Raw genomic sequence first — 16423 nt, forward strand, 5'->3', positions numbered from 1 at the left:
TTAGAGCCAGCCGTTTCGGTCCGCCACGAGGCATGCCTCGGCGCGGTTGGCCGCCCCGGTCTTGCCGATCGCGGACGAGAGATGGTTGCGGACCGTGCCCTCCGAGAGCACCAGCGTCCGCGCGATCGCGGCGACGGTCGAGCCGTCCCGCGCGGCCCGGAGGACGTCGGTCTCGCGGGCGGTCAGCGGGGACTCGCCAGCGATGAGGGAGTCGGTGGCGAGCGCCGGATCGACGACCCGCAACCCCTGGTGCACCCGGCGTACGGCGTCCGCGAGCTGCGCCGCCGGCGTGTCCTTGACGACGAACCCCGAGGCGCCGGCCTGGAGCGCGCGACGCAGGTAGCCGGGCCGCCCGAACGTGGTGACGATCAGCACCCGCGTGCCCGGGGCGGCCGCGAGCACCTCGGCGGTCGCCGAGATCCCGTCCCGACCGGGCATCTCGACGTCGAGCAGCGCGACGTCGGGACGCAGCCGGCGGGCCGCCTCGACCGCCTCGTCACCGGAGCCGACCTCGGCCACCACCTCGAGATCGGGCTCGAGCGACAGCAGGGCCGAGAGAGCGCCGCGGACCAGGGCCTGGTCGTCGGCGAGCAGCAGCCGGATGGTCATGCCCGCACCACCGCCAGGGACCAGCCCGGCTCGAGCCGCCGGGTCACGACGGTCGCTCCGACCGCATGGGCCCGCTCCTCCAGCCCGCGCAGGCCGCTGCCGCTCCCGCCCGGGCTGGTCGGCCCCGGACCGTCGTCGCGGACCTCGGCTCGGGAGGCGCCGAGGACCACCTCGCACCGGCGGGCGCCGGAGTGCTTGAGCACGTTGGTCACGCCCTCCCGCACGGTCCAGGCGAAGAGCTCGCGCAGGTCCGACTCGACCTCGTCGGTCGAGTTGGGCAGCTCGGCGTCGATGTCGGCCGCGGCGAGTGCCGTACGCGCCCTGGCCAGCTCCCCGGGCAGGGTGAGCTCGCGGTAACCCTCCACGGCCCGGCGTACGTCGGCGAGCGCGTCGCGGCTGAGCCGCTCCAGGTCCGCCACCTCGGCCCGCGCCCGCTCCGGGTCGGCGTCGAAGAGCTTCCCGGCGAGCTCGGCCTTGAGCGCGATGACCGTCAGCGAGTGGCCGAGGATGTCGTGCAGGTCCCGTGCGAACCGGCTGCGCTCGTTCTCGACGACCAGCTCGGTGTTGGTCCGGTGGGCCTCGAGCAGCTTCAGGTTGCGGTCGATCACCCGCAGCACGCCGCTCATGGCGAACGCGGCGAGCGCGATGGCCAGGGTGAGCGACGCCTGCCGGGTCCAGCCGGACACGAGGTGCGGCAGCACCTCGTTGGCGACCGCCACGACGGCGACGAGCACCATCGCCCAGCGCCACTCGAAGCTGATGACGATCGCGACCGCCAGGAAGACGAACGTGGCGGTGCCGTCCTGGCCGACCGCCACGCACAGCGCGGCCGCGATGACGGCAAGCACCGTGACACCGGTGACCGCGCGCTGCCAGGGGATCCGGCCACCCGCCCGTCGAACGGCCCTGGTGAACAGGAACGTCGCGAGGTACGCCGCCGCGAACGCGGCGAGCAGGACGAGGCCGATGAAGCCCCGCGGCGACGGCAGCAGCTGCACCGCCGTCGCCGCGGGAGCCTCGAGGAACGCGAGCCAGACGGCGGCGTAGACGATGCCCAGCCAGCCGCGGCCCTCGGTGTCGAGGCTCTCCACGGGTGCGGTCACGGTCGTCACGCTAGTGGTCCTCAGACCCGTGCCGTGTCCTTGCTCATCCGCCACGCAGCACCGGCGACGAAGAGCGCGAACCAGCCGACCGCGTTGACCACCGCGTACCAGGGGAGCTCGTGGGTCAGGGGTGAGCGGACCACCTCGGCGACGCCGTACATCGGCGTCCAGTAGGCGATCAGCCGGACCGCGTGGGCGTACTGGCTGAGCGGGATGAACAGGCCGCCGAGGAACGACAGCAGCGCGAGGCCGGGGCCGAGGATCTGCATGGCGTTCTCGCCCGGGACGACGTACCCGACGAAGACGCCGAGCGCGGCGAAGGTCAACGTGCAGACCAGGCCGAGGGCGGCGCCGGCGATCCAGATGTGCTCCGGCATCTCGGCCTTGCCCTGGAGGATCCCGATCAGGTTCACCGCGCCGATGGCGAGGGCGCCCATCACCAGGGCGACGAAGGTCTTCATCATGATGTAGGCGACCGGGTGCAGCGGAGTCAGCCGCAGCTGCCGTGACCAGCCGAGCGCGCGCTCCAGCGCGACCATCGAGCCGCCCGCCGCGGCGGTCAGCGCCGCGCCGTACAGCGCCATCGACAGCAGGATGTAGGCGCCGACGTTTCCGGAGCCGACCGGGTCGTCCCACCCGGCCTGGCCGCCGAAGGACAGCATGAGGGCGGCCGGCAGCACCAGGGTGAAGATGATGGTGCGGCGGTTGCGCAGCATCCGCATCAGCTCGATGCGGAGCACCGTGAGGTTCATCCCGCCCAGCGGCGGGACCTTGCGGGCGGTCGGGTCGATCGTGCTCGTCGTCATGTCAGTCCTCTTCCTCGTGCGCCGCGTCGCCGGTGAGGCTGAGGAACGCCTCCTCCAGGCCCTTGGCGGTGATCTCCAGGTCGCGGGCATCGGTCTCGGTCAGCAGGTAGCGGGCGACGGTGTCGCTGTCCTTGGCGTGAACCAGGACCGTGTCACCACGGACCTCGACCCGGTCGACGCCGCCGAGCGAGGCGATCGCGTCGGTCACCCGCTCGTCCGCACCCGGCAGCGTCACCCGGACGGTGCGTCCCGAGGCGAGCGCACGGATCTGCGAGCCGGTGCCGTCGGCAACGATCCGGCCGTGGCTGATCAGGACGATCCGGTCGGCGTACTGGTCGGCCTCCTCCAGGTAGTGCGTCGCGAAGAGGACCGTCCGACCGGACTCGGCGTCGGCGCGGATCGCGGACCAGAAAGCCCGGCGGCCCTCGACGTCCATGCCCGTCGTCGGCTCGTCCAGCAGCAGCAGTGCGGGGTCGGAGAGCAGCGCCATCGCGAACCGCAGCCGCTGCTGCTCGCCGCCGGAGCACTTGGCGACCCGACGGCCGGCGATGCCGGCGATGCCGGCGCGGTCGAGGACGTCGTCGACCGGCCGGGTGTTGGCGAACAGGCTCGCGGTGTACTCGACGGTCTCGCGGACCGTGAGGTCCTTGAGGAGCCCGCCGGTCTGCATGACGGCGGACACCAGCCCGCGGGCGATCGCCTGGCGCGGCTCGAGCCCGAGCACGGACACCTCGCCGGTGCTCGGCCGGCTCAGGCCGAGCACCATGTCGATGGTCGTGGTCTTGCCGGCCCCGTTCGGGCCGAGGAAGGCGACGATCTCGCCCTGTTGCAGCTCCAGGTCCACGCCGCGAACGGCGTGGACGTTGCCGAAGTCCTTCGTCACGCCCGAGAGGCGGACCGCCGGGACGGTCGTTGCTGAGGTCATGCCACGAGCATGCGGGCCGGAGCGGCCCCGACCCTCAACCGGTCGTCACGAGTCCTGGCTGACAAATGTCATGGTGCCGGAGATCGTGCCTCTCGGGTCGCCGACGTGGACCACCGCGCCGCTCGCGCCCGCGAAGTCGCCCAGCACGGCTGCGTCGTCCTCGGACACGATGCCCGACTCCCCCAGCACCACGCACGCGTCGACCGCTGTCGATCCCGACGCGACGGCCATGGCGACGCACGCCTGGACGGCCGTCAGCCGCAAGGAGGGCAGGTCGACGGTGGCGGCGGCGTAGGTCCGGCCGTCGGTGTCGCGCACGGCGGCGCCCTCGGCGGCCTGGATCCGGGCCCGGGTGGCGCGGGCGAGGGTGACCAGCTTCTTGTCCTCAGCGGAGAGCGGCTCGGGCATGGCCGCGATTATCCCCGAGCCGTCATCCCGCGGGATGGAAGGGGATTCATCCCTCAGGTCGACGTGCTCCAGCGCCGCGACGGTCACCCTGAAGTGGCGACGGACCGGCTCCGTCGACCAACCACGATCGACACCACAGGAGAACTCCGATGTACAGACCGCAGCACCACCTCGCGGCCGCCGCGGGAGCCGTGCTCGTGCTCGGCCTGCCGTTCGGCCTCACCACCCACGCCGAGGCCGCGCCCGTGCCGACCTGCCAGGGCTTCACGGCCACCATCGTCGGCACCCCGGGTGCCGACGAGATCAAGGGCACGTCCCACGACGACGTCATCGTGAGTCTCGGGGGCGCCGACACCATCGACGGCGGCGACGGCAACGACGTTCTCTGCGGAGGCGGGGGCAACGACGAGCTCGATGCCGGAGCTGGCAGCAACACCCTGGACGGTGGGTCCGGGAAGGACACCCTCTTCGCGCACGGCATCGACGCGCTTCTCGGCGGCGACGGGAACGACGACCTGTTCGCGCAGGAGGACGCCGGCGGGGTCCTCCTCGACGGCGGGGCCGGCGACGACTACCTCGGCGGCTCGCACCACACCGACCACATCGACGGCGGGCCCGGCAACGACGAGATCGACGCCGGCGACGGCGACGACCGCGACGTGCACGGCGGCCCGGGCAACGACGAGCTCGACGGCGAGACCGGCACCGACGAGCTCTACGGCGACGGCGGCAAGGACGACATCCGCTCGGGCTCCGGCGACGGCTCGCACCTGTTCGGGGGCGCCGGCAGGGACTCCCTGCACGCCGAGGGATTCCAGGTCGCCCTGCTCGGAGGCGACGACGCCGACTACCTGGAGACGAGCGCCGAGGCCACCCTGCTGGACGGCGGGGCCGGTGCCGACGAGATCCACGGCGGCGACTACGGCGACACCGTCGACGCCGGCACGGGGAACGACGTCGTCGTGCTGGGCGCGGGTGACGACACCGCGGTCAAGGGCGGGTCCGGCCAGGACCGGATCACCGCGGGCCCCGGCCATGACGTGATCCACGGCAACGGTGGTGCCGACGACCTCCGGGCGAGCACGGCCGACACGGCCACCCTGTACGGCGACGGCGGCGACGACCACGTGACCGGCGGCCCGAACGCCGACGTGGCCGACGGCGGGGCCGGCAGCGACACCCTGCTCGGCAACGGCGGCGACGACGTGCTCCGCGGCGGAGCCGACGTCGACACCTGTGACGGTGGCGACGGCAGCGACTTCTGCGACGGCGGCGCACCCGGCACCACGGCGAACACCGCCGACGACCCGGACCTGTGCACGGCGGAGACCATGCAGTCCTGCCGCAGCACCGGCCTGCCGCGAGCCTGGACGGTCACCGTGACCGGCACGAGCGTGCACAAGCCGTCGAGCTCCTCGACCGAGACGACCCGGTGGACGGCCACGACGACGATCCACGTGTCGGGGACCTTCGAGTCGACCGTGGACTACGTCGACGACAACGTCACCACGGGCAGCTACACGGTCGAGGGCAACAACGGCGACTGCTCGCTCTCCGGTAGCGCCGACCTCCAGGCCGACGACGGCTACGTCGAGCCGTCGATCGACTCCGCTGCAGGCACGATCCGCTTCCAGTGGGGCATCCTCGAAGGTGCGGCTGCGTCGCGGAGCTGCCCCGACGGCCACACCTACCCCTACTCGGTGCGCGTCGACGCCAAGGAGCAGTTCACCGTGCCCTTCCAGCCGGACGGCGCCGGCGTGGTCACGCTGCACCGGACCTTCGTGAGCGACTCCGGGACCTCGGTCGACTACACGCTCACGATGACGCCGCTGGGCTGATCGCCGGACCGTCGGGACCGGCCCAAGTGCTTCCCAAGTCAGCCTGAAGTGTCGAGGGGCACGGTGCGGTCATGACGCACCGACGCCCCTCGACGCCTCCGGAGCACAAGATGAACCGACACCGCCTGACCGCGGCAGCAGCCGGCACCCTGCTGGTGCTCGGCCTGCCACTCGCTCAAGCCGCGCGCGCCGACGCCGCGCCCGTGGCGTCCTGCCTCGCCTTCAAGGCGACCGTCGTCGGCACCGAGCACGCCGACAAGATCACCGGGACCCCCGGTGACGACGTGATCGTCAGCCTCGGCGGGGACGACGAGATCGACGGCGGCGGAGGCGACGACGTCATCTGCTCCGGGGACGGGGACGACACGGTCTCCTCGGGCGTGGGCAACAACAGCATCGACGGCGGCGCGGGCGACGACACGCTCTTCGGGCACGGGATCGACGCCCTCCTCGGCGGCAAGGGGAACGACGACCTCTACGCGGGCGAGAGCTCGCGGGCCACCCTCTTCGACGGCGGTCCGGGCAACGACTACATCGGCGGCTCCCACCAGCCCGACCACATCGACGGTGGGCCGGGCAAGGACACCATCGACGCCGGCGACGGCAAGGACACCGACGTGCACGGCGGGACCGGCGACGACCGGATCGACGGCGAGGACGGCACCGACGAGCTGTACGGCGACGGCGGCAACGACACCATCTGGTCCGGCGACGGCGAGGGCGTGCACCTGTTCGGCGGTGCGGGCGCAGACTCGCTGACCGCCCAGGGTCCGCAGGACGCCCTGCTCGGCGGCGACGACGCCGACCACCTGGAGACCACCGCGGAGTTCACCCTGCTCGACGGCGGGGCGGGCGCCGACGAGATCGTCGGCGGCCCCTACGCGGACACCGTCGACGCCGGTGCGGGGAACGACGTCGTCACCTTGGACGACGGCGACGACACCAGCGTCAAGGGCGGCGCCGGCAGAGACCGGATCACCGCCGGGTCCGGTCACGACGTGATCCACGGCAACGGCGGCGCCGACGACCTCCGGGCGGGCACGACCGACGGGGCCACGTTGTACGGCGACGCCGGCAACGACCACCTCACCGGCGGCCCGAGCGCCGACCTCGCCGACGGCGGCACGGGCAGCGACGCCCTGCTCGGCAACGGCGGCGACGACGTCCTCCGCGCCGGCGCCGATGTCGACACCTGCGACGGCGGCGACGGCAACGACCTCTGCGACGGGGGCGCGCCGGGGACGAGCGAGAACACTCCGGACGACCCCGACGTGTGCACCGCCGAGACCGAGCACTCCTGCCGCAGCACGGAGGAGGCGCGGTCCTGGACCGCGACCTTCACCGGGACGACGGTGTGGGCGCCGGCACCGGGAGCCCACGAGGAGACCACGCACTGGACGATGACGACCGTGCTGAACGTGTCGGGGACGTTCCACTCCAAGGTCGACTACATCGACGACAACGCCGCCGGCTCCGGCAGCTACACGGTCGAGGGCTTCAACGACGCGTGCACGATCACGAACAGCGGGACCCTCGACGGCACCGACGACATCGCGGTCGGGCTGGTCATCGACAGCGAAGCAGAGACGATCAGCTTCGACTGGATCGGCCTCGGCTCTGCTCCCGACAGCACCTGGACCTGCCCGGACCAGACCTTCACCCGGCCCACGCACGTGGAGGCCAAGGAGCAGTTCACGACGGCCTACCAGCCGGACCCGTCGGGAGTCGTCACGCTGCACCGCAGCTACGAGGGAGCCGGCGACACCACGACCGACTACACGGTGACGCTCACCCCGCGGAGCTGACGTCGGCCCGGTCGTCGAGGCGGCGGATCAGGACGGTGGAGACCTGGTTCCGCCGCCCGGTGGCCTCCTCGGCCTCGAACCGCAGGCCGTGCGCCTCGACGGCGGAGCCGGGGATCGGGACCTTCCCGAGGTGCTTGGCCATCAGGCCGCCGACCGAGTCGACGTCCTCCTCCTCGACGTCGAAGCCGAACAGCTCGTCGAGGTCGTCGATCGGGTAGCGGGAGGACACCCGGACCGAGCCCCCGTCGAGGCGCTCGACCGCGACGCCGGCCTCGTCGTACTCGTCGGTGATCTCCCCGACGATCTCCTCGAGCAGGTCCTCGATGGTGATCAGCCCGGCGGTCCCGCCGTACTCGTCGACGACGACCGCGATGTGCTGGCGACGCGCCTGCATCTCCCGCAGCTGGGCGTCGACCGGCTTGGAGTCCGGGACCCACACGACGGGCCGCATGATCTCGGAGACCGGCTGGGTGAACTCGACCTCGGGTGCCTCGAAGTCGCGGCGGACCACGTCCTTGAGGTAGGCGAAGCCGAGCACGTCGTCGAGGTTCTCGCCGATGACCGGGATCCGGGAGAAGCCGGAGCGGAGGAACAGCGAGAGCGCCTGGCGGAGGTTCTTGTAGGCCTCGACGTAGACGACGTCGCCCCGGGGCACCATCACCTCGCGGACCGTGGTGTCGCCGAGCTCGAACACCGAGTGGATCATCTTGCGCTCCTCCTCCTCGATGAGCGCGGACGCCTCGGCGATGTCGACCATCTCCCGGAGCTCGGTCTCGGTGGAGAACGGCCCGTGCCGGAACCCGCGGCCCGGCGTGATCGCGTTGCCGACGAGGATCAGCAGCGACGGGATCGGCCCGAGCACGCTGGTGAGCACCTGCAGCGGCAGCGCGGACCACAGCGCGACCGTCTCGTCGTGCTGGCGACCGAGGGTGCGCGGCGCGACGCCGACGACCACGAACGAGACCACCAGCATCGAGCCGACCGAGATGCCGACCCGCACCCACCAGGAGTCGTGGACGTGCTCGGCGACGAACAGCGTGACGAGCACGACCGCGGCGGTCTCGCAGAAGAGCCGCAGCAGGAGCGCGGTGTTGAGGTGCCGCGGCGCGTCGTCGAGTACGTCGACCAGCCGGCGCGAGCCCGCACGGGACTCACCGACCAGCTCGTGCGCGCGGGCCTTCGAGAAGCCGCCCACCGCCGCGTCCGCGGCCGTGAAGAGGCCGGCGAGCACGACCAGCACGGCCGCAGCCACGAGCTGCCACAGGTCGCCGGAGGCCATCGTCAGCCGTCGTCAGGCGGTGCCGGCCGGCGCGCGCCAGCCTGCGAGCAGCTCGTCCTGGAGACCGAACATCTCCTTGTGCTCCTCCGGCTCCGCGTGGTCGTAGCCCAGCAGGTGCAGGATGCCGTGGACCGTGAGCAGCTCGAGCTCGGCGACGGTGCCGTGGCCCGCGGTCTCGCCCTGCCGCTCGGCCACCTTCGGGCAGAGCACCAGGTCGCCGAGCACGCCCTCATCGGGCTCCTCGTCGACCAGGCCGGGCCGCAGCTCGTCCATCGGGAAGGCGAGCACGTCGGTCGGGCCCTCCTTCTCCATCCACTGCTCGTTGAGCCGCTCGATCGTCGCCTCGTCGACCGCCTTGATGCACAGCTCCGCCATCGGGTGGACGCGCATCCTGTCGAGGACGTAGCGGCTCAGCTCGGCCAGGTGCTTGACGTCGACGTCGTAGCCGGACTCGTCGAGGACCTCGATGCTCATCGGTTCAGCCGTCCCGGGCCGCTCTGCTGGCCGCGGGCGTCGAACTCGTCGTAGGCCGCGACGATCCGGCCGACCAGCTTGTGGCGCACCACGTCGTGGCTGGTGAGCCGCTGGAAGGTCAGGTCGTCGACGCCGTCGAGGATCTCCTCGACGATTCGCAGCCCGGACTTGGTGCCGGTCGGGAGGTCGATCTGGGTGATGTCGCCGGTGACGACGATCTTGGAGCCGAAGCCGAGCCGGGTCAGGAACATCTTCATCTGCTCCGGCGTCGTGTTCTGCGCCTCGTCGAGCACGATGAAGGCGTCGTTGAGCGTGCGTCCGCGGAGGTAGGCCAGCGGTGCGACCTCGATCGTGCCCGCCGCCATCAGCTTCGGGATCGCCTCGGGGTCCATCATGTCGTGGAGCGCGTCGTAGAGCGGGCGCAGGTAGGGGTCGATCTTCTCGCTCAGGGTGCCCGGCAGGAACCCGAGCTTCTCCCCCGCCTCGACGGCCGGCCGGCTCAGGATGATCCGGTTGACCTGCTTGGCCTGGAGGGCCTGGACCGCCTTCGCCATGGCGAGGTAGGTCTTGCCCGTTCCCGCGGGGCCGATGCCGAAGGTGATCGTGTGCTTGTCGATCGCGTCGACGTACCGCTTCTGGTTGAGGGTCTTGGGACGGATCGAGCGGCCGCGGTTGCTCAGGATGTTGAGGGACAGCACGTCGGCCGGTCGCTCGGTGGTCTCGGCGCGGAGCATCGAGGCGACCCGCTCCACGGTCTCGGGCGTGACACCTTGGCCGGTGCGGATGATCGCCACCAGCTCGTCGAGCAGCCGCTCAGCGAGGGCGACCTCGCCCGGCTCGCCGTGCAGCGTGATCCGGTTGCCGCGCACATGGATCTCGGCGTCGAAACCGCGCTCGATCACGCCGAGGTGCTCGTCACCGGGACCGAGCAGGCTGACCATGTCGATGCTGTTGGGGACCACCACGGTGTGGCGGGTCTGTGTCTGGTCTGCCATGGGCGCCCGGAGGGCTCAGCCTTTCAGTGTGGGGACGTACTCCTCCATCGTACGCGGCACCTCAGCCCGGGGGCCACGTCATTGCCCGGCCGGCCAGCACGTGCAGGTGGGTGTGGAACACCGTCTGGTGCGCGTCGGCGCCGGTGTTGAGCACGAGGCGGTAGCTGTCGTAGCCCTCCGCCCGGGCCACCGCGTCGGCAGCGGCGATCAGCGCGGACGCGTCCTCGCCGTCCGCGGCGGTGGTCGCGGCTGCGTTCGGCTGGTGCTTCCGCGGCACGACCAGCACGTGCAGCGGCGCCTGGGGGTTCACGTCTCGGAACGCGACGGTGCGCTCGGTCTCGTGCACGATGTCGGCCGGGATGTCGCCGCCGACGATCTTGCAGAACAGGCAGTCTCCGGGAGTGGCTGAGGTCACCTGCCCAGCCTGCCAAATCCCGCCGCACCGAGGTCAACCCGTTCGCGGGTGCGCGCGTGGAACTACCGTGACCTCCTATGTGGCGCTTCCCGGGATCGCCGGCACCCGGCCGGCGGCGTACGTCGTGACCGAGCGGTCCGACGCGCGGGCCGCTGCTTCCGCCGGCAGCGCCGCCGACGAGGGCATCGAGCGCCTCTACCTCGAGCACTGGGACCGTCTGGTCCGCTTGTCGGTCCTGCTGGTCCGCGAGCAGGGAGCCGCGGAGGAGATCGTGCAGGACAGCTTCGTGGCGGTACACCAGCGCTGGGACCGCCTCAACGACCCCGAGCGTGCGCTGGCCTACCTGCGCCAGGCGATCGTCAACCGGTCCCGCTCCGCCCTGCGGCACCGCGCGGTCGTGCAGCGCTACCTGAACCGGCAGGCGCTGCCGGACCCGGCGCCCGGCTCGGACGAGCCGGTCCTCGGCGACGCCCGGCGCGGGCTCGTTCTCGACGCGCTGCGCCAGCTCCCCCGCCGGCAGCGTGAGGTGCTGGCGCTGCGCTACTACATGGACATGTCCGAGGCGCAGATCGCGGAGACCCTCGGCATCAGCAAGGGCGCCGTGAAGAGTCACGCGTCCAGGGGGGCGGCCGCGCTGCGGCCGATCCTCGACCAGCTCGGCCCCGACGTGAGAGGAGGATGACGATGGCTGACGACACCGACCACACCGGCGACGACCAGGCACTGCGTCGCCTCCTCGAGGAGGCGGTGGCCGACGTCCACCCGCCGGACCGGTTGATCGAGATCCGCCGCCGGACCAGGCGCCCCGCGCGCCCTCAGCGGCGCTGGCTGCCGGTGGTCGTCGGCGCCGGCGCCGCGACCGCCGCCGTGGTGGCGGGCGCGGTTCTCGTCGGCCAGCTCGGCCGCTCCGGTGACGACGGACCGCCCGTCGCGGAGGCGCCGCAGGACCGCGCCGCCGCGGTCTACTTCGTCGGCGAGGTCCCGGGCGGGACCCGTCTCTATCGCGAGTTCCAGTCCGTCCCCGCGGCCAGCGGCACCGAGGCGGTCACCGAGGCGCTCGCCCGGCTGGAGTCCGACGCGGGCCCCGACGACCCCGACTACCGGACGGCGTGGCCGGCTGGCTCCTTCGGTGCGGTCAGCGTCACCGACCACGAGGTGGTCGTGTCGCTCAACCAGCCGGCGACCCGGCGCCCGGCAGGCATCGCTCCTGCCGCCGCCCGGCTGGGCGTGCAGCAGGTCGTCTACACCGCCGACGCCGCCCTGGGGCGGGCGCTCCCGGTCTCGTTCGAGTACGCCGGCACGGCCGCCCGCCGGGTGCTCGGCACCAGCGTGCCGGGGCCGGTCGACCGAGCGGCGCAGGACCGCACGGTCGCCCCGGTCAACATCAGCGACCCGTCGGAGGGCTCGTCGGTCGACGCCGACTTCCTCGTCGCGCGCGGCACGATGACCGACGGCGTCAAGAAGGTCGACGTCCTGGTGCAGAACCTCGACGACCCGGGCTCCTCGTCCGCCATCTCCGTGACCGTCCCCGGGAAGGCGATCCAGGACGGCACCCTCGCGGTGCGCGGCATGCTGGAGTGGGAGGCTCAGATCGACGTCCAGGGCCTGGGCGCCGGCCGCTACCAGCTTGTCGTCAGGGCCGTCCGGGCCAACCCGATGGCACCGGTGCCCATGGACAGCCGTACGTTCCTCGTCCACTGACGGTCCTCACCGCTCCCGCAGAATCGAGGCGTCATGCCCACCCGCTCCCTGTCGCGCGCCCTCGCGGCTCTGGCCGGCGTCGTCCTGGCACTCGGGCTGACGGGCTGCGACCTTGCCGGGAAGGACGCACCAGGAGGAGCGCAGCCGACACCCGGCACGGACGCGGAGGTCCGGGTGCCGGCGTACTTCGTCGGGCACACGCCGCGCGGACCGCGTCTGTACCTGGAGCAGCACGACGCCGGTGGGAGCGACCGGCTCACCGCCGCGGCCGAGGCGCTGCTCGCCGGCCGCCCACGCGACCCGGACTACCGCTCGCTGCTGCCGCGCGGGAGCCTCGCCGGCACCGGTCGGGTCGCGGCGCACCGCACGGGCGACCGCGTGACGTTCTCCGTGTCCGTCGCGAGCCACCGGTGGACACGGCGACCGCACGGGCTGTCGCGGGAGGAGGCGCGACTCGCCGTCCAGGAGCTGCTGTACACGCTGCGGGCGGCCGCCGGCGACGGGTCGGAGGCCGCGCGGATCGAGTTCCGGCTCGACGGCCGCGCGGTCCCCTTCCTCGGGGTGCCCAGCGGCGCGACGGCCGCCCCGCGGGTGCGGACGCTCGCACTGGTCAACGTCCTGGAACCCGACGACCAGGCGGTCGTCACCGGCGACACGATCTCCGCGAGCGGGCTTGCCGACTCCTTCGAGGCGCACGTGCCGTGGCAGGTCCTCGACGACCGCGGCCGCCGGGTGCTCAACGGCTTCACGACCGCGCAGGGGTGGGGCACGCGGCTCTACCCCTGGCAGGCCTCGGTCGACATCAGCAGCCTCCAGCCCGGGCGCTACACCTTCCTCGCGAAGACCTCGAACCCCTCCGGTCGCGAGGGCTTCGAGCCGACCGAGGACACCAAGACCTTCCGTGTCTCCTGACGTCGGCGCCCGCCCCTAGGGTCACCGCATGCGGTTCTCCCGACGCCGGCTCAACCGGACCCTGCTGCTGCGCCAGCACCTGCTCGAGCGGGTCCGCCTGACGCCGGAACGGCTCGTGGAACACCTGGTGGGTCTGCAGGCGCAGGAGCAGCTCGCGCCGTACCTCGGCCTCGCTGCACGGCTCACCGACCTCGACCCGCACGAGGTGACCCGCGCGCTCGAGGACAAGCGGCTGGTCCGGGTGCTGAGCCTGCGCGACACGGTGCACCTGCACGTGCCGGACGACGCCCTGGCCCTCCCGGTCTGGGCCGCGCCCGTCCGGGATCGCGAGCTGCGGGCGAGCCAGTCGATCGGCCGGGCCCGGGAGGTCGATCCCGAGGCGTTCACCGCGGCGGTCGCGGACATCCTGGCTGAGGGGCCGGTGGCGTCGGGCCGGCTCGGCGCGGCCCTCGCGAACCGGTTCCCCGACCACCAGGCGACGGCGCTCGGCCACGTCGCCCGGGTGCGCGAGGTGCTCGCCCAGCTCCCACCCCGTGGCACGTGGAACCCACCCGCCGGATCGACCGGTGTGGTCTACGACCACCTGGCGACCTGGCTGGGGCGCCCGCTGAGCGACCCCGACGTGCCCGCGGTCGTGCGCCGCTACCTGCGCGCCTTCGGCCCGGCGACGGCCGCAGACGTGACGGCATGGTCCGGCATCACTCGCCTGGGCGCCGTCCTGTCCGCGATGGCGGACCTCGAGCAGCACGAGGACGCCGACGGCCGCACCCTCTACGACGTCTCCGGCGCCCCGGTCGCCGACGAGGACGCACCCGCACCCGTGCGGCTGCTCGGCGCCTACGACAACGTGTGGCTCTCCCACGCCTCCCGTGACCGCGTCACCGAGCCGGACGCGCGGAAGGAGTGGATGGGCAGCAACGGCGGCGTCGGCAACACCCTGTTCGTCGACGGCTGGCTCGCCGGCATCTGGAAGGCGGAGGACGGCCGGGTCGTCGTACAGAAGCTGCTCCGCGACCTCACGCCTGCCGAGCAGCGCGAGCTCGACGACGAGACCGCCCGGGTCGAGGCGTTGCTGGCCGCCTGAGTTGCGGCGCACCTGCAGGTTTCCCAAGGGATGCAGGGAAAGCTGCGCCTCCCTATGGTTGCAGCGCTTGGGGAGTGGGATTGTTCCTGCATCCCTTGGGAAACCTGCAGGTGCCGCGGGCACGATTCCGTCCCATGTCCGGCCACCAAGTCTCCACAACGGTCGGTGCTCGACCCTCTTTCCACAAGGTGGCGCCCTACGTCGGCGCAGCGGCGTACCGCCCTCGGATCATCGCCGCCATGGATCCGCTGAGAGTTCTGACCGCCGAGTGCGGCTTCTTCACGTGTCGGGAGGCGAAGGAGGCCGGGTACGGCGACCGCGACATCGCGCGCATGGTGAGGCAACGAACCTGGGTTCGCTTCCGCCGGGGCTGCTACGCCTTCGCCGACGAGTGGACCAATCTCGACGACGTCGGCAGGCACCGCGTACGTTCGAGTGCCGTCCTGCGCTCCCACGGCGACCGCGTCGCCCTCAGCCACGTCTCCGGCGTCATCCGGCACGGGATCGACACCTGGGGAGTGCCTCTCGAACGGGTTCACGTGACCCGGCTGGACGGCGGTCCGGGACGCATCGAGCGGGACGTGATCCACCACGAAGGCTTCGCACCACAGGACGACGTCCGGACGGTCGGCGGCGAGAGAGTCCTCACCGCGGCCCGGTGTGTGGTCGAGGCCGCCTCCCGTGCGAGGAACGAGGTGGCGCTGTGCCTCTTCGATTCCGGCCTGCGCGCAGAGGCCTTCTCCGTCGACGACCTGCACCACAGCTTCCAGCTGATGGAGCACTGGCCATTCGTCCAGCACCTGCACGTGCCGATCCGGATGGCGGACGGCCGGTCAGGATCGGTCGGTGAGTCCCGTGGACGGTGGTGGTTCCGCTCGGTGGGGATGCCGGCGCCGCAGCTGCAATTCAAGGTTCACGACGCCGACGGCGTACTCCTCGGTATCTCTGACTGGTGGTGGGAGAGCCAAGGCGTCCTCGGCGAGTTCGACGGACGGATCAAGTACGGACGGCTGCTCAAGCCGGGACAGGAGCCCGGGGACGTCGTGTTCGAGGAGAAACGTCGCGAGGACCGCCTCCGCGAGCAGACCGGTGCCAAGATGTTGCGCCTGGTCTGGGACGACTACCAGTCACCTCGGGAGATCCGAGCGCGATTCGAGCGGCTGGTGGGCCGGGTCGGCTGAACATGTTCAGCGAGCGCCCGTCGCCGTACCTCTGCAGGTTCCCCAAGGGATGTAGGAAAGGTTGCGCTCCCCAAGAGCTACAACCATGGGGAGGCGCAGGTGTCCCTGCATCCCTTGGGGAACCCGCAGCAAGGCGCCATCAGCCCCAGCGGCCCGTACGGGCGAGGAGCGCGGCGGTGGCGGCGAGGCCGGCGGTCGACGTACGCAGCACCTCGGTGCCGAGGCGGCAGGTGACGGCGCCGGCGGCCTCGAACGCGGCGATCTCGTCGTCGGTGATTCCGCCCTCGGGACCGATGACGACGACGACCTCGCCGGAGCGAGGTACGGCGAGCGCGCCGAGCGGCTCGGTGGCGTCCTCGTGGAGCACGACGGCGAGGTCGGCGGCGGCGACGACACCGGCGACGTCCGTGGTCGAGGCGAGCGGAAGCACCTCGGGGTGCCACGCGCGCCGGGCCTGCTTGGCTGCCTCGCGGGCCGTGGCCTGCCACTTCCCGTGCGACCTGATGGCGCGCTCGCCCTTCCACACGGCCACGCTGCGCGCGGCCGCCCACGGGACGATCCGGGCGACCCCGACCTCGGTCAGCACCTCGACCGCGAGCTCACCGCGGTCGCCCTTGGGCAGCGCCTGGACCGCGACGAACCGCGGCCACGGCTCCAGCACCTCGTCGACCGCGGTGACCGCGACCTCGAACACCCGCTTGCCGGTCGACGCGACCTCGCCCGTCGCGACCAGGCCCAGGCCATCGGTGAGGGTCACCGCCTCCCCGACCCGGAGCCGGCGTACGACGACCGCGTGGTGCGCCTCGTCGCCCTCGACGGTGACCGTCGAGCCGACGCCCACCCCGGCCAGCGACGGCACCAGGTGCTGCGGCAGCGTCATCGGCGCCG

Annotated in this window: 17 protein-coding genes; 7 read left to right on the forward strand and 10 right to left on the reverse strand. The window is 72.2% G+C overall.

Translation table 11 applies throughout. The features are described 5' to 3' along the window. The 5 genes from ABD709_RS16940 to ABD709_RS16960 are packed head-to-tail and all read right to left on the reverse strand — an operon-like array spanning position 1 to position 3851. The gene (locus ABD709_RS16940) at positions 1-609 is read right to left on the reverse strand and encodes a response regulator (protein ID WP_344777566.1); all 609 of its coding nucleotides are present in this window, start codon (positions 607-609) and stop codon (positions 1-3) included. Then, the gene (locus ABD709_RS16945) at positions 606-1712 is read right to left on the reverse strand and encodes a sensor histidine kinase (protein WP_344777568.1); all 1107 of its coding nucleotides are present in this window, start codon (positions 1710-1712) and stop codon (positions 606-608) included. Before ABD709_RS16945 ends, ABD709_RS16940 begins: the two co-directional genes overlap by 4 nt. 20 nt (positions 1713-1732) lie before the next feature. Next, positions 1733-2518, reverse strand: coding sequence for an ABC transporter permease (locus ABD709_RS16950; protein ID WP_344777570.1), 786 nt, complete (start codon positions 2516-2518; stop codon positions 1733-1735). Position 2519: 1 nt separating this feature from the next. Then, positions 2520-3443, reverse strand: a complete 924-nt coding sequence (locus ABD709_RS16955; RefSeq protein WP_344777572.1) for an ABC transporter ATP-binding protein — start codon at positions 3441-3443, stop codon at positions 2520-2522. Positions 3444-3488: 45 nt separating this feature from the next. Further along, entirely contained in the window at positions 3489-3851 is a 363-nt protein-coding gene (locus ABD709_RS16960; RefSeq protein WP_344777574.1) for a cytidine deaminase, read from the reverse strand. Between the two features lie 149 nt (positions 3852-4000). On the opposite strand from ABD709_RS16960, the gene ABD709_RS16965 reads away from it, so the two are divergent. Beyond that, positions 4001-5689, forward strand: coding sequence for a calcium-binding protein (locus ABD709_RS16965; RefSeq protein ID WP_344777576.1), 1689 nt, complete (start codon positions 4001-4003; stop codon positions 5687-5689). A 71-nt stretch (positions 5690-5760) separates the two neighbouring features. Next, positions 5761-7494, forward strand: a complete 1734-nt coding sequence (locus tag ABD709_RS16970) for a calcium-binding protein (RefSeq protein ID WP_344777578.1) — start codon at positions 5761-5763, stop codon at positions 7492-7494. On the opposite strand, the gene ABD709_RS16975 is transcribed toward ABD709_RS16970, so the two are convergent. From ABD709_RS16975 to ABD709_RS16990, 4 genes are all read right to left on the reverse strand, one after another. Next, positions 7478-8773, reverse strand: a complete 1296-nt coding sequence (locus ABD709_RS16975) for a hemolysin family protein (RefSeq protein WP_344777580.1) — start codon at positions 8771-8773, stop codon at positions 7478-7480. The two genes, ABD709_RS16970 and ABD709_RS16975, sit on opposite strands and share 17 nt — an antisense overlap. Before the next feature lie 12 nt (positions 8774-8785). Continuing rightward, positions 8786-9247 carry an rRNA maturation RNase YbeY gene (ybeY, locus tag ABD709_RS16980; protein WP_344777582.1) on the reverse strand — a complete coding sequence of 154 codons (462 nt, stop codon included), beginning with the start codon at positions 9245-9247 and terminating at the stop codon, positions 8786-8788. Then, positions 9244-10242, reverse strand: a complete 999-nt coding sequence (locus ABD709_RS16985) for a PhoH family protein (protein ID WP_344777584.1) — start codon at positions 10240-10242, stop codon at positions 9244-9246. Before ABD709_RS16985 ends, ybeY begins: the two co-directional genes overlap by 4 nt. Before the next feature lie 61 nt (positions 10243-10303). Continuing rightward, the gene (locus ABD709_RS16990) at positions 10304-10657 is read right to left on the reverse strand and encodes an HIT domain-containing protein (protein WP_344777586.1); all 354 of its coding nucleotides are present in this window, start codon (positions 10655-10657) and stop codon (positions 10304-10306) included. Positions 10658-10724: 67 nt separating this feature from the next. On the opposite strand from ABD709_RS16990, the gene ABD709_RS16995 reads away from it, so the two are divergent. The 5 genes from ABD709_RS16995 to ABD709_RS17015 all read left to right on the forward strand — a co-directional run bounded on the left by ABD709_RS16995 (position 10725) and on the right by ABD709_RS17015 (position 15535). Beyond that, positions 10725-11339, forward strand: a complete 615-nt coding sequence (locus ABD709_RS16995; protein ID WP_344777588.1) for a SigE family RNA polymerase sigma factor — start codon at positions 10725-10727, stop codon at positions 11337-11339. Between the two features lie 2 nt (positions 11340-11341). Then, on the forward strand, positions 11342-12358 hold the full coding sequence (locus ABD709_RS17000) for a GerMN domain-containing protein (RefSeq protein ID WP_344777590.1): 1017 nt from the start codon (positions 11342-11344) through the stop codon (positions 12356-12358). Between the two features lie 33 nt (positions 12359-12391). Beyond that, a complete protein-coding gene (locus ABD709_RS17005; protein ID WP_344777591.1) occupies positions 12392-13270 on the forward strand; it encodes a Gmad2 immunoglobulin-like domain-containing protein in 879 nt (292 codons plus the stop codon). Positions 13271-13298: 28 nt separating this feature from the next. After that, a complete protein-coding gene (locus tag ABD709_RS17010) occupies positions 13299-14354 on the forward strand; it encodes a winged helix DNA-binding domain-containing protein (protein ID WP_344777593.1) in 1056 nt (351 codons plus the stop codon). A gap of 239 nt (positions 14355-14593) precedes the next feature. Then, complete coding sequence (locus tag ABD709_RS17015) at positions 14594-15535, forward strand: type IV toxin-antitoxin system AbiEi family antitoxin domain-containing protein (RefSeq protein ID WP_344777595.1); 942 nt, start codon at positions 14594-14596, stop codon at positions 15533-15535. A gap of 139 nt (positions 15536-15674) precedes the next feature. Here the strand turns inward: ABD709_RS17015 and ABD709_RS17020 are convergent, their stop codons facing one another. Beyond that, positions 15675-16415, reverse strand: coding sequence for a 16S rRNA (uracil(1498)-N(3))-methyltransferase (locus ABD709_RS17020; RefSeq protein ID WP_344777597.1), 741 nt, complete (start codon positions 16413-16415; stop codon positions 15675-15677). Positions 16416-16423 lie beyond the last annotated feature (8 nt).

Source organism: Nocardioides panacisoli (assembly GCF_039537325.1).
Taxonomy (GTDB): domain Bacteria; phylum Actinomycetota; class Actinomycetes; order Propionibacteriales; family Nocardioidaceae; genus Nocardioides; species Nocardioides panacisoli.

Excerpts from the sequence above, each read along its gene's own strand:
- ybeY (WP_344777582.1), bottom strand. The coding sequence starts at position 9,247 with ATGAGCATCGAGGTCCTCGACGAGTCCGGCTACGACGTCGACGTCAAG.
- ABD709_RS16950 (WP_344777570.1), bottom strand. The coding sequence starts at position 2,518 with ATGACGACGAGCACGATCGACCCGACCGCCCGCAAGGTCCCGCCGCTG.
- ABD709_RS16965 (WP_344777576.1), top strand. The coding sequence starts at position 4,001 with ATGTACAGACCGCAGCACCACCTCGCGGCCGCCGCGGGAGCCGTGCTC.
- ABD709_RS16985 (WP_344777584.1), bottom strand. The coding sequence starts at position 10,242 with ATGGCAGACCAGACACAGACCCGCCACACCGTGGTGGTCCCCAACAGC.
- ABD709_RS17020 (WP_344777597.1), bottom strand. The coding sequence starts at position 16,415 with ATGACGCTGCCGCAGCACCTGGTGCCGTCGCTGGCCGGGGTGGGCGTC.
- ABD709_RS16940 (WP_344777566.1), bottom strand. The coding sequence starts at position 609 with ATGACCATCCGGCTGCTGCTCGCCGACGACCAGGCCCTGGTCCGCGGC.
- ABD709_RS16955 (WP_344777572.1), bottom strand. The coding sequence starts at position 3,443 with ATGACCTCAGCAACGACCGTCCCGGCGGTCCGCCTCTCGGGCGTGACG.
- ABD709_RS17015 (WP_344777595.1), top strand. The coding sequence starts at position 14,594 with ATGGATCCGCTGAGAGTTCTGACCGCCGAGTGCGGCTTCTTCACGTGT.
- ABD709_RS16960 (WP_344777574.1), bottom strand. The coding sequence starts at position 3,851 with ATGCCCGAGCCGCTCTCCGCTGAGGACAAGAAGCTGGTCACCCTCGCC.
- ABD709_RS17005 (WP_344777591.1), top strand. The coding sequence starts at position 12,392 with ATGCCCACCCGCTCCCTGTCGCGCGCCCTCGCGGCTCTGGCCGGCGTC.
- ABD709_RS17000 (WP_344777590.1), top strand. The coding sequence starts at position 11,342 with ATGGCTGACGACACCGACCACACCGGCGACGACCAGGCACTGCGTCGC.
- ABD709_RS16975 (WP_344777580.1), bottom strand. The coding sequence starts at position 8,773 with ATGGCCTCCGGCGACCTGTGGCAGCTCGTGGCTGCGGCCGTGCTGGTC.
- ABD709_RS16970 (WP_344777578.1), top strand. The coding sequence starts at position 5,761 with ATGACGCACCGACGCCCCTCGACGCCTCCGGAGCACAAGATGAACCGA.
- ABD709_RS17010 (WP_344777593.1), top strand. The coding sequence starts at position 13,299 with ATGCGGTTCTCCCGACGCCGGCTCAACCGGACCCTGCTGCTGCGCCAG.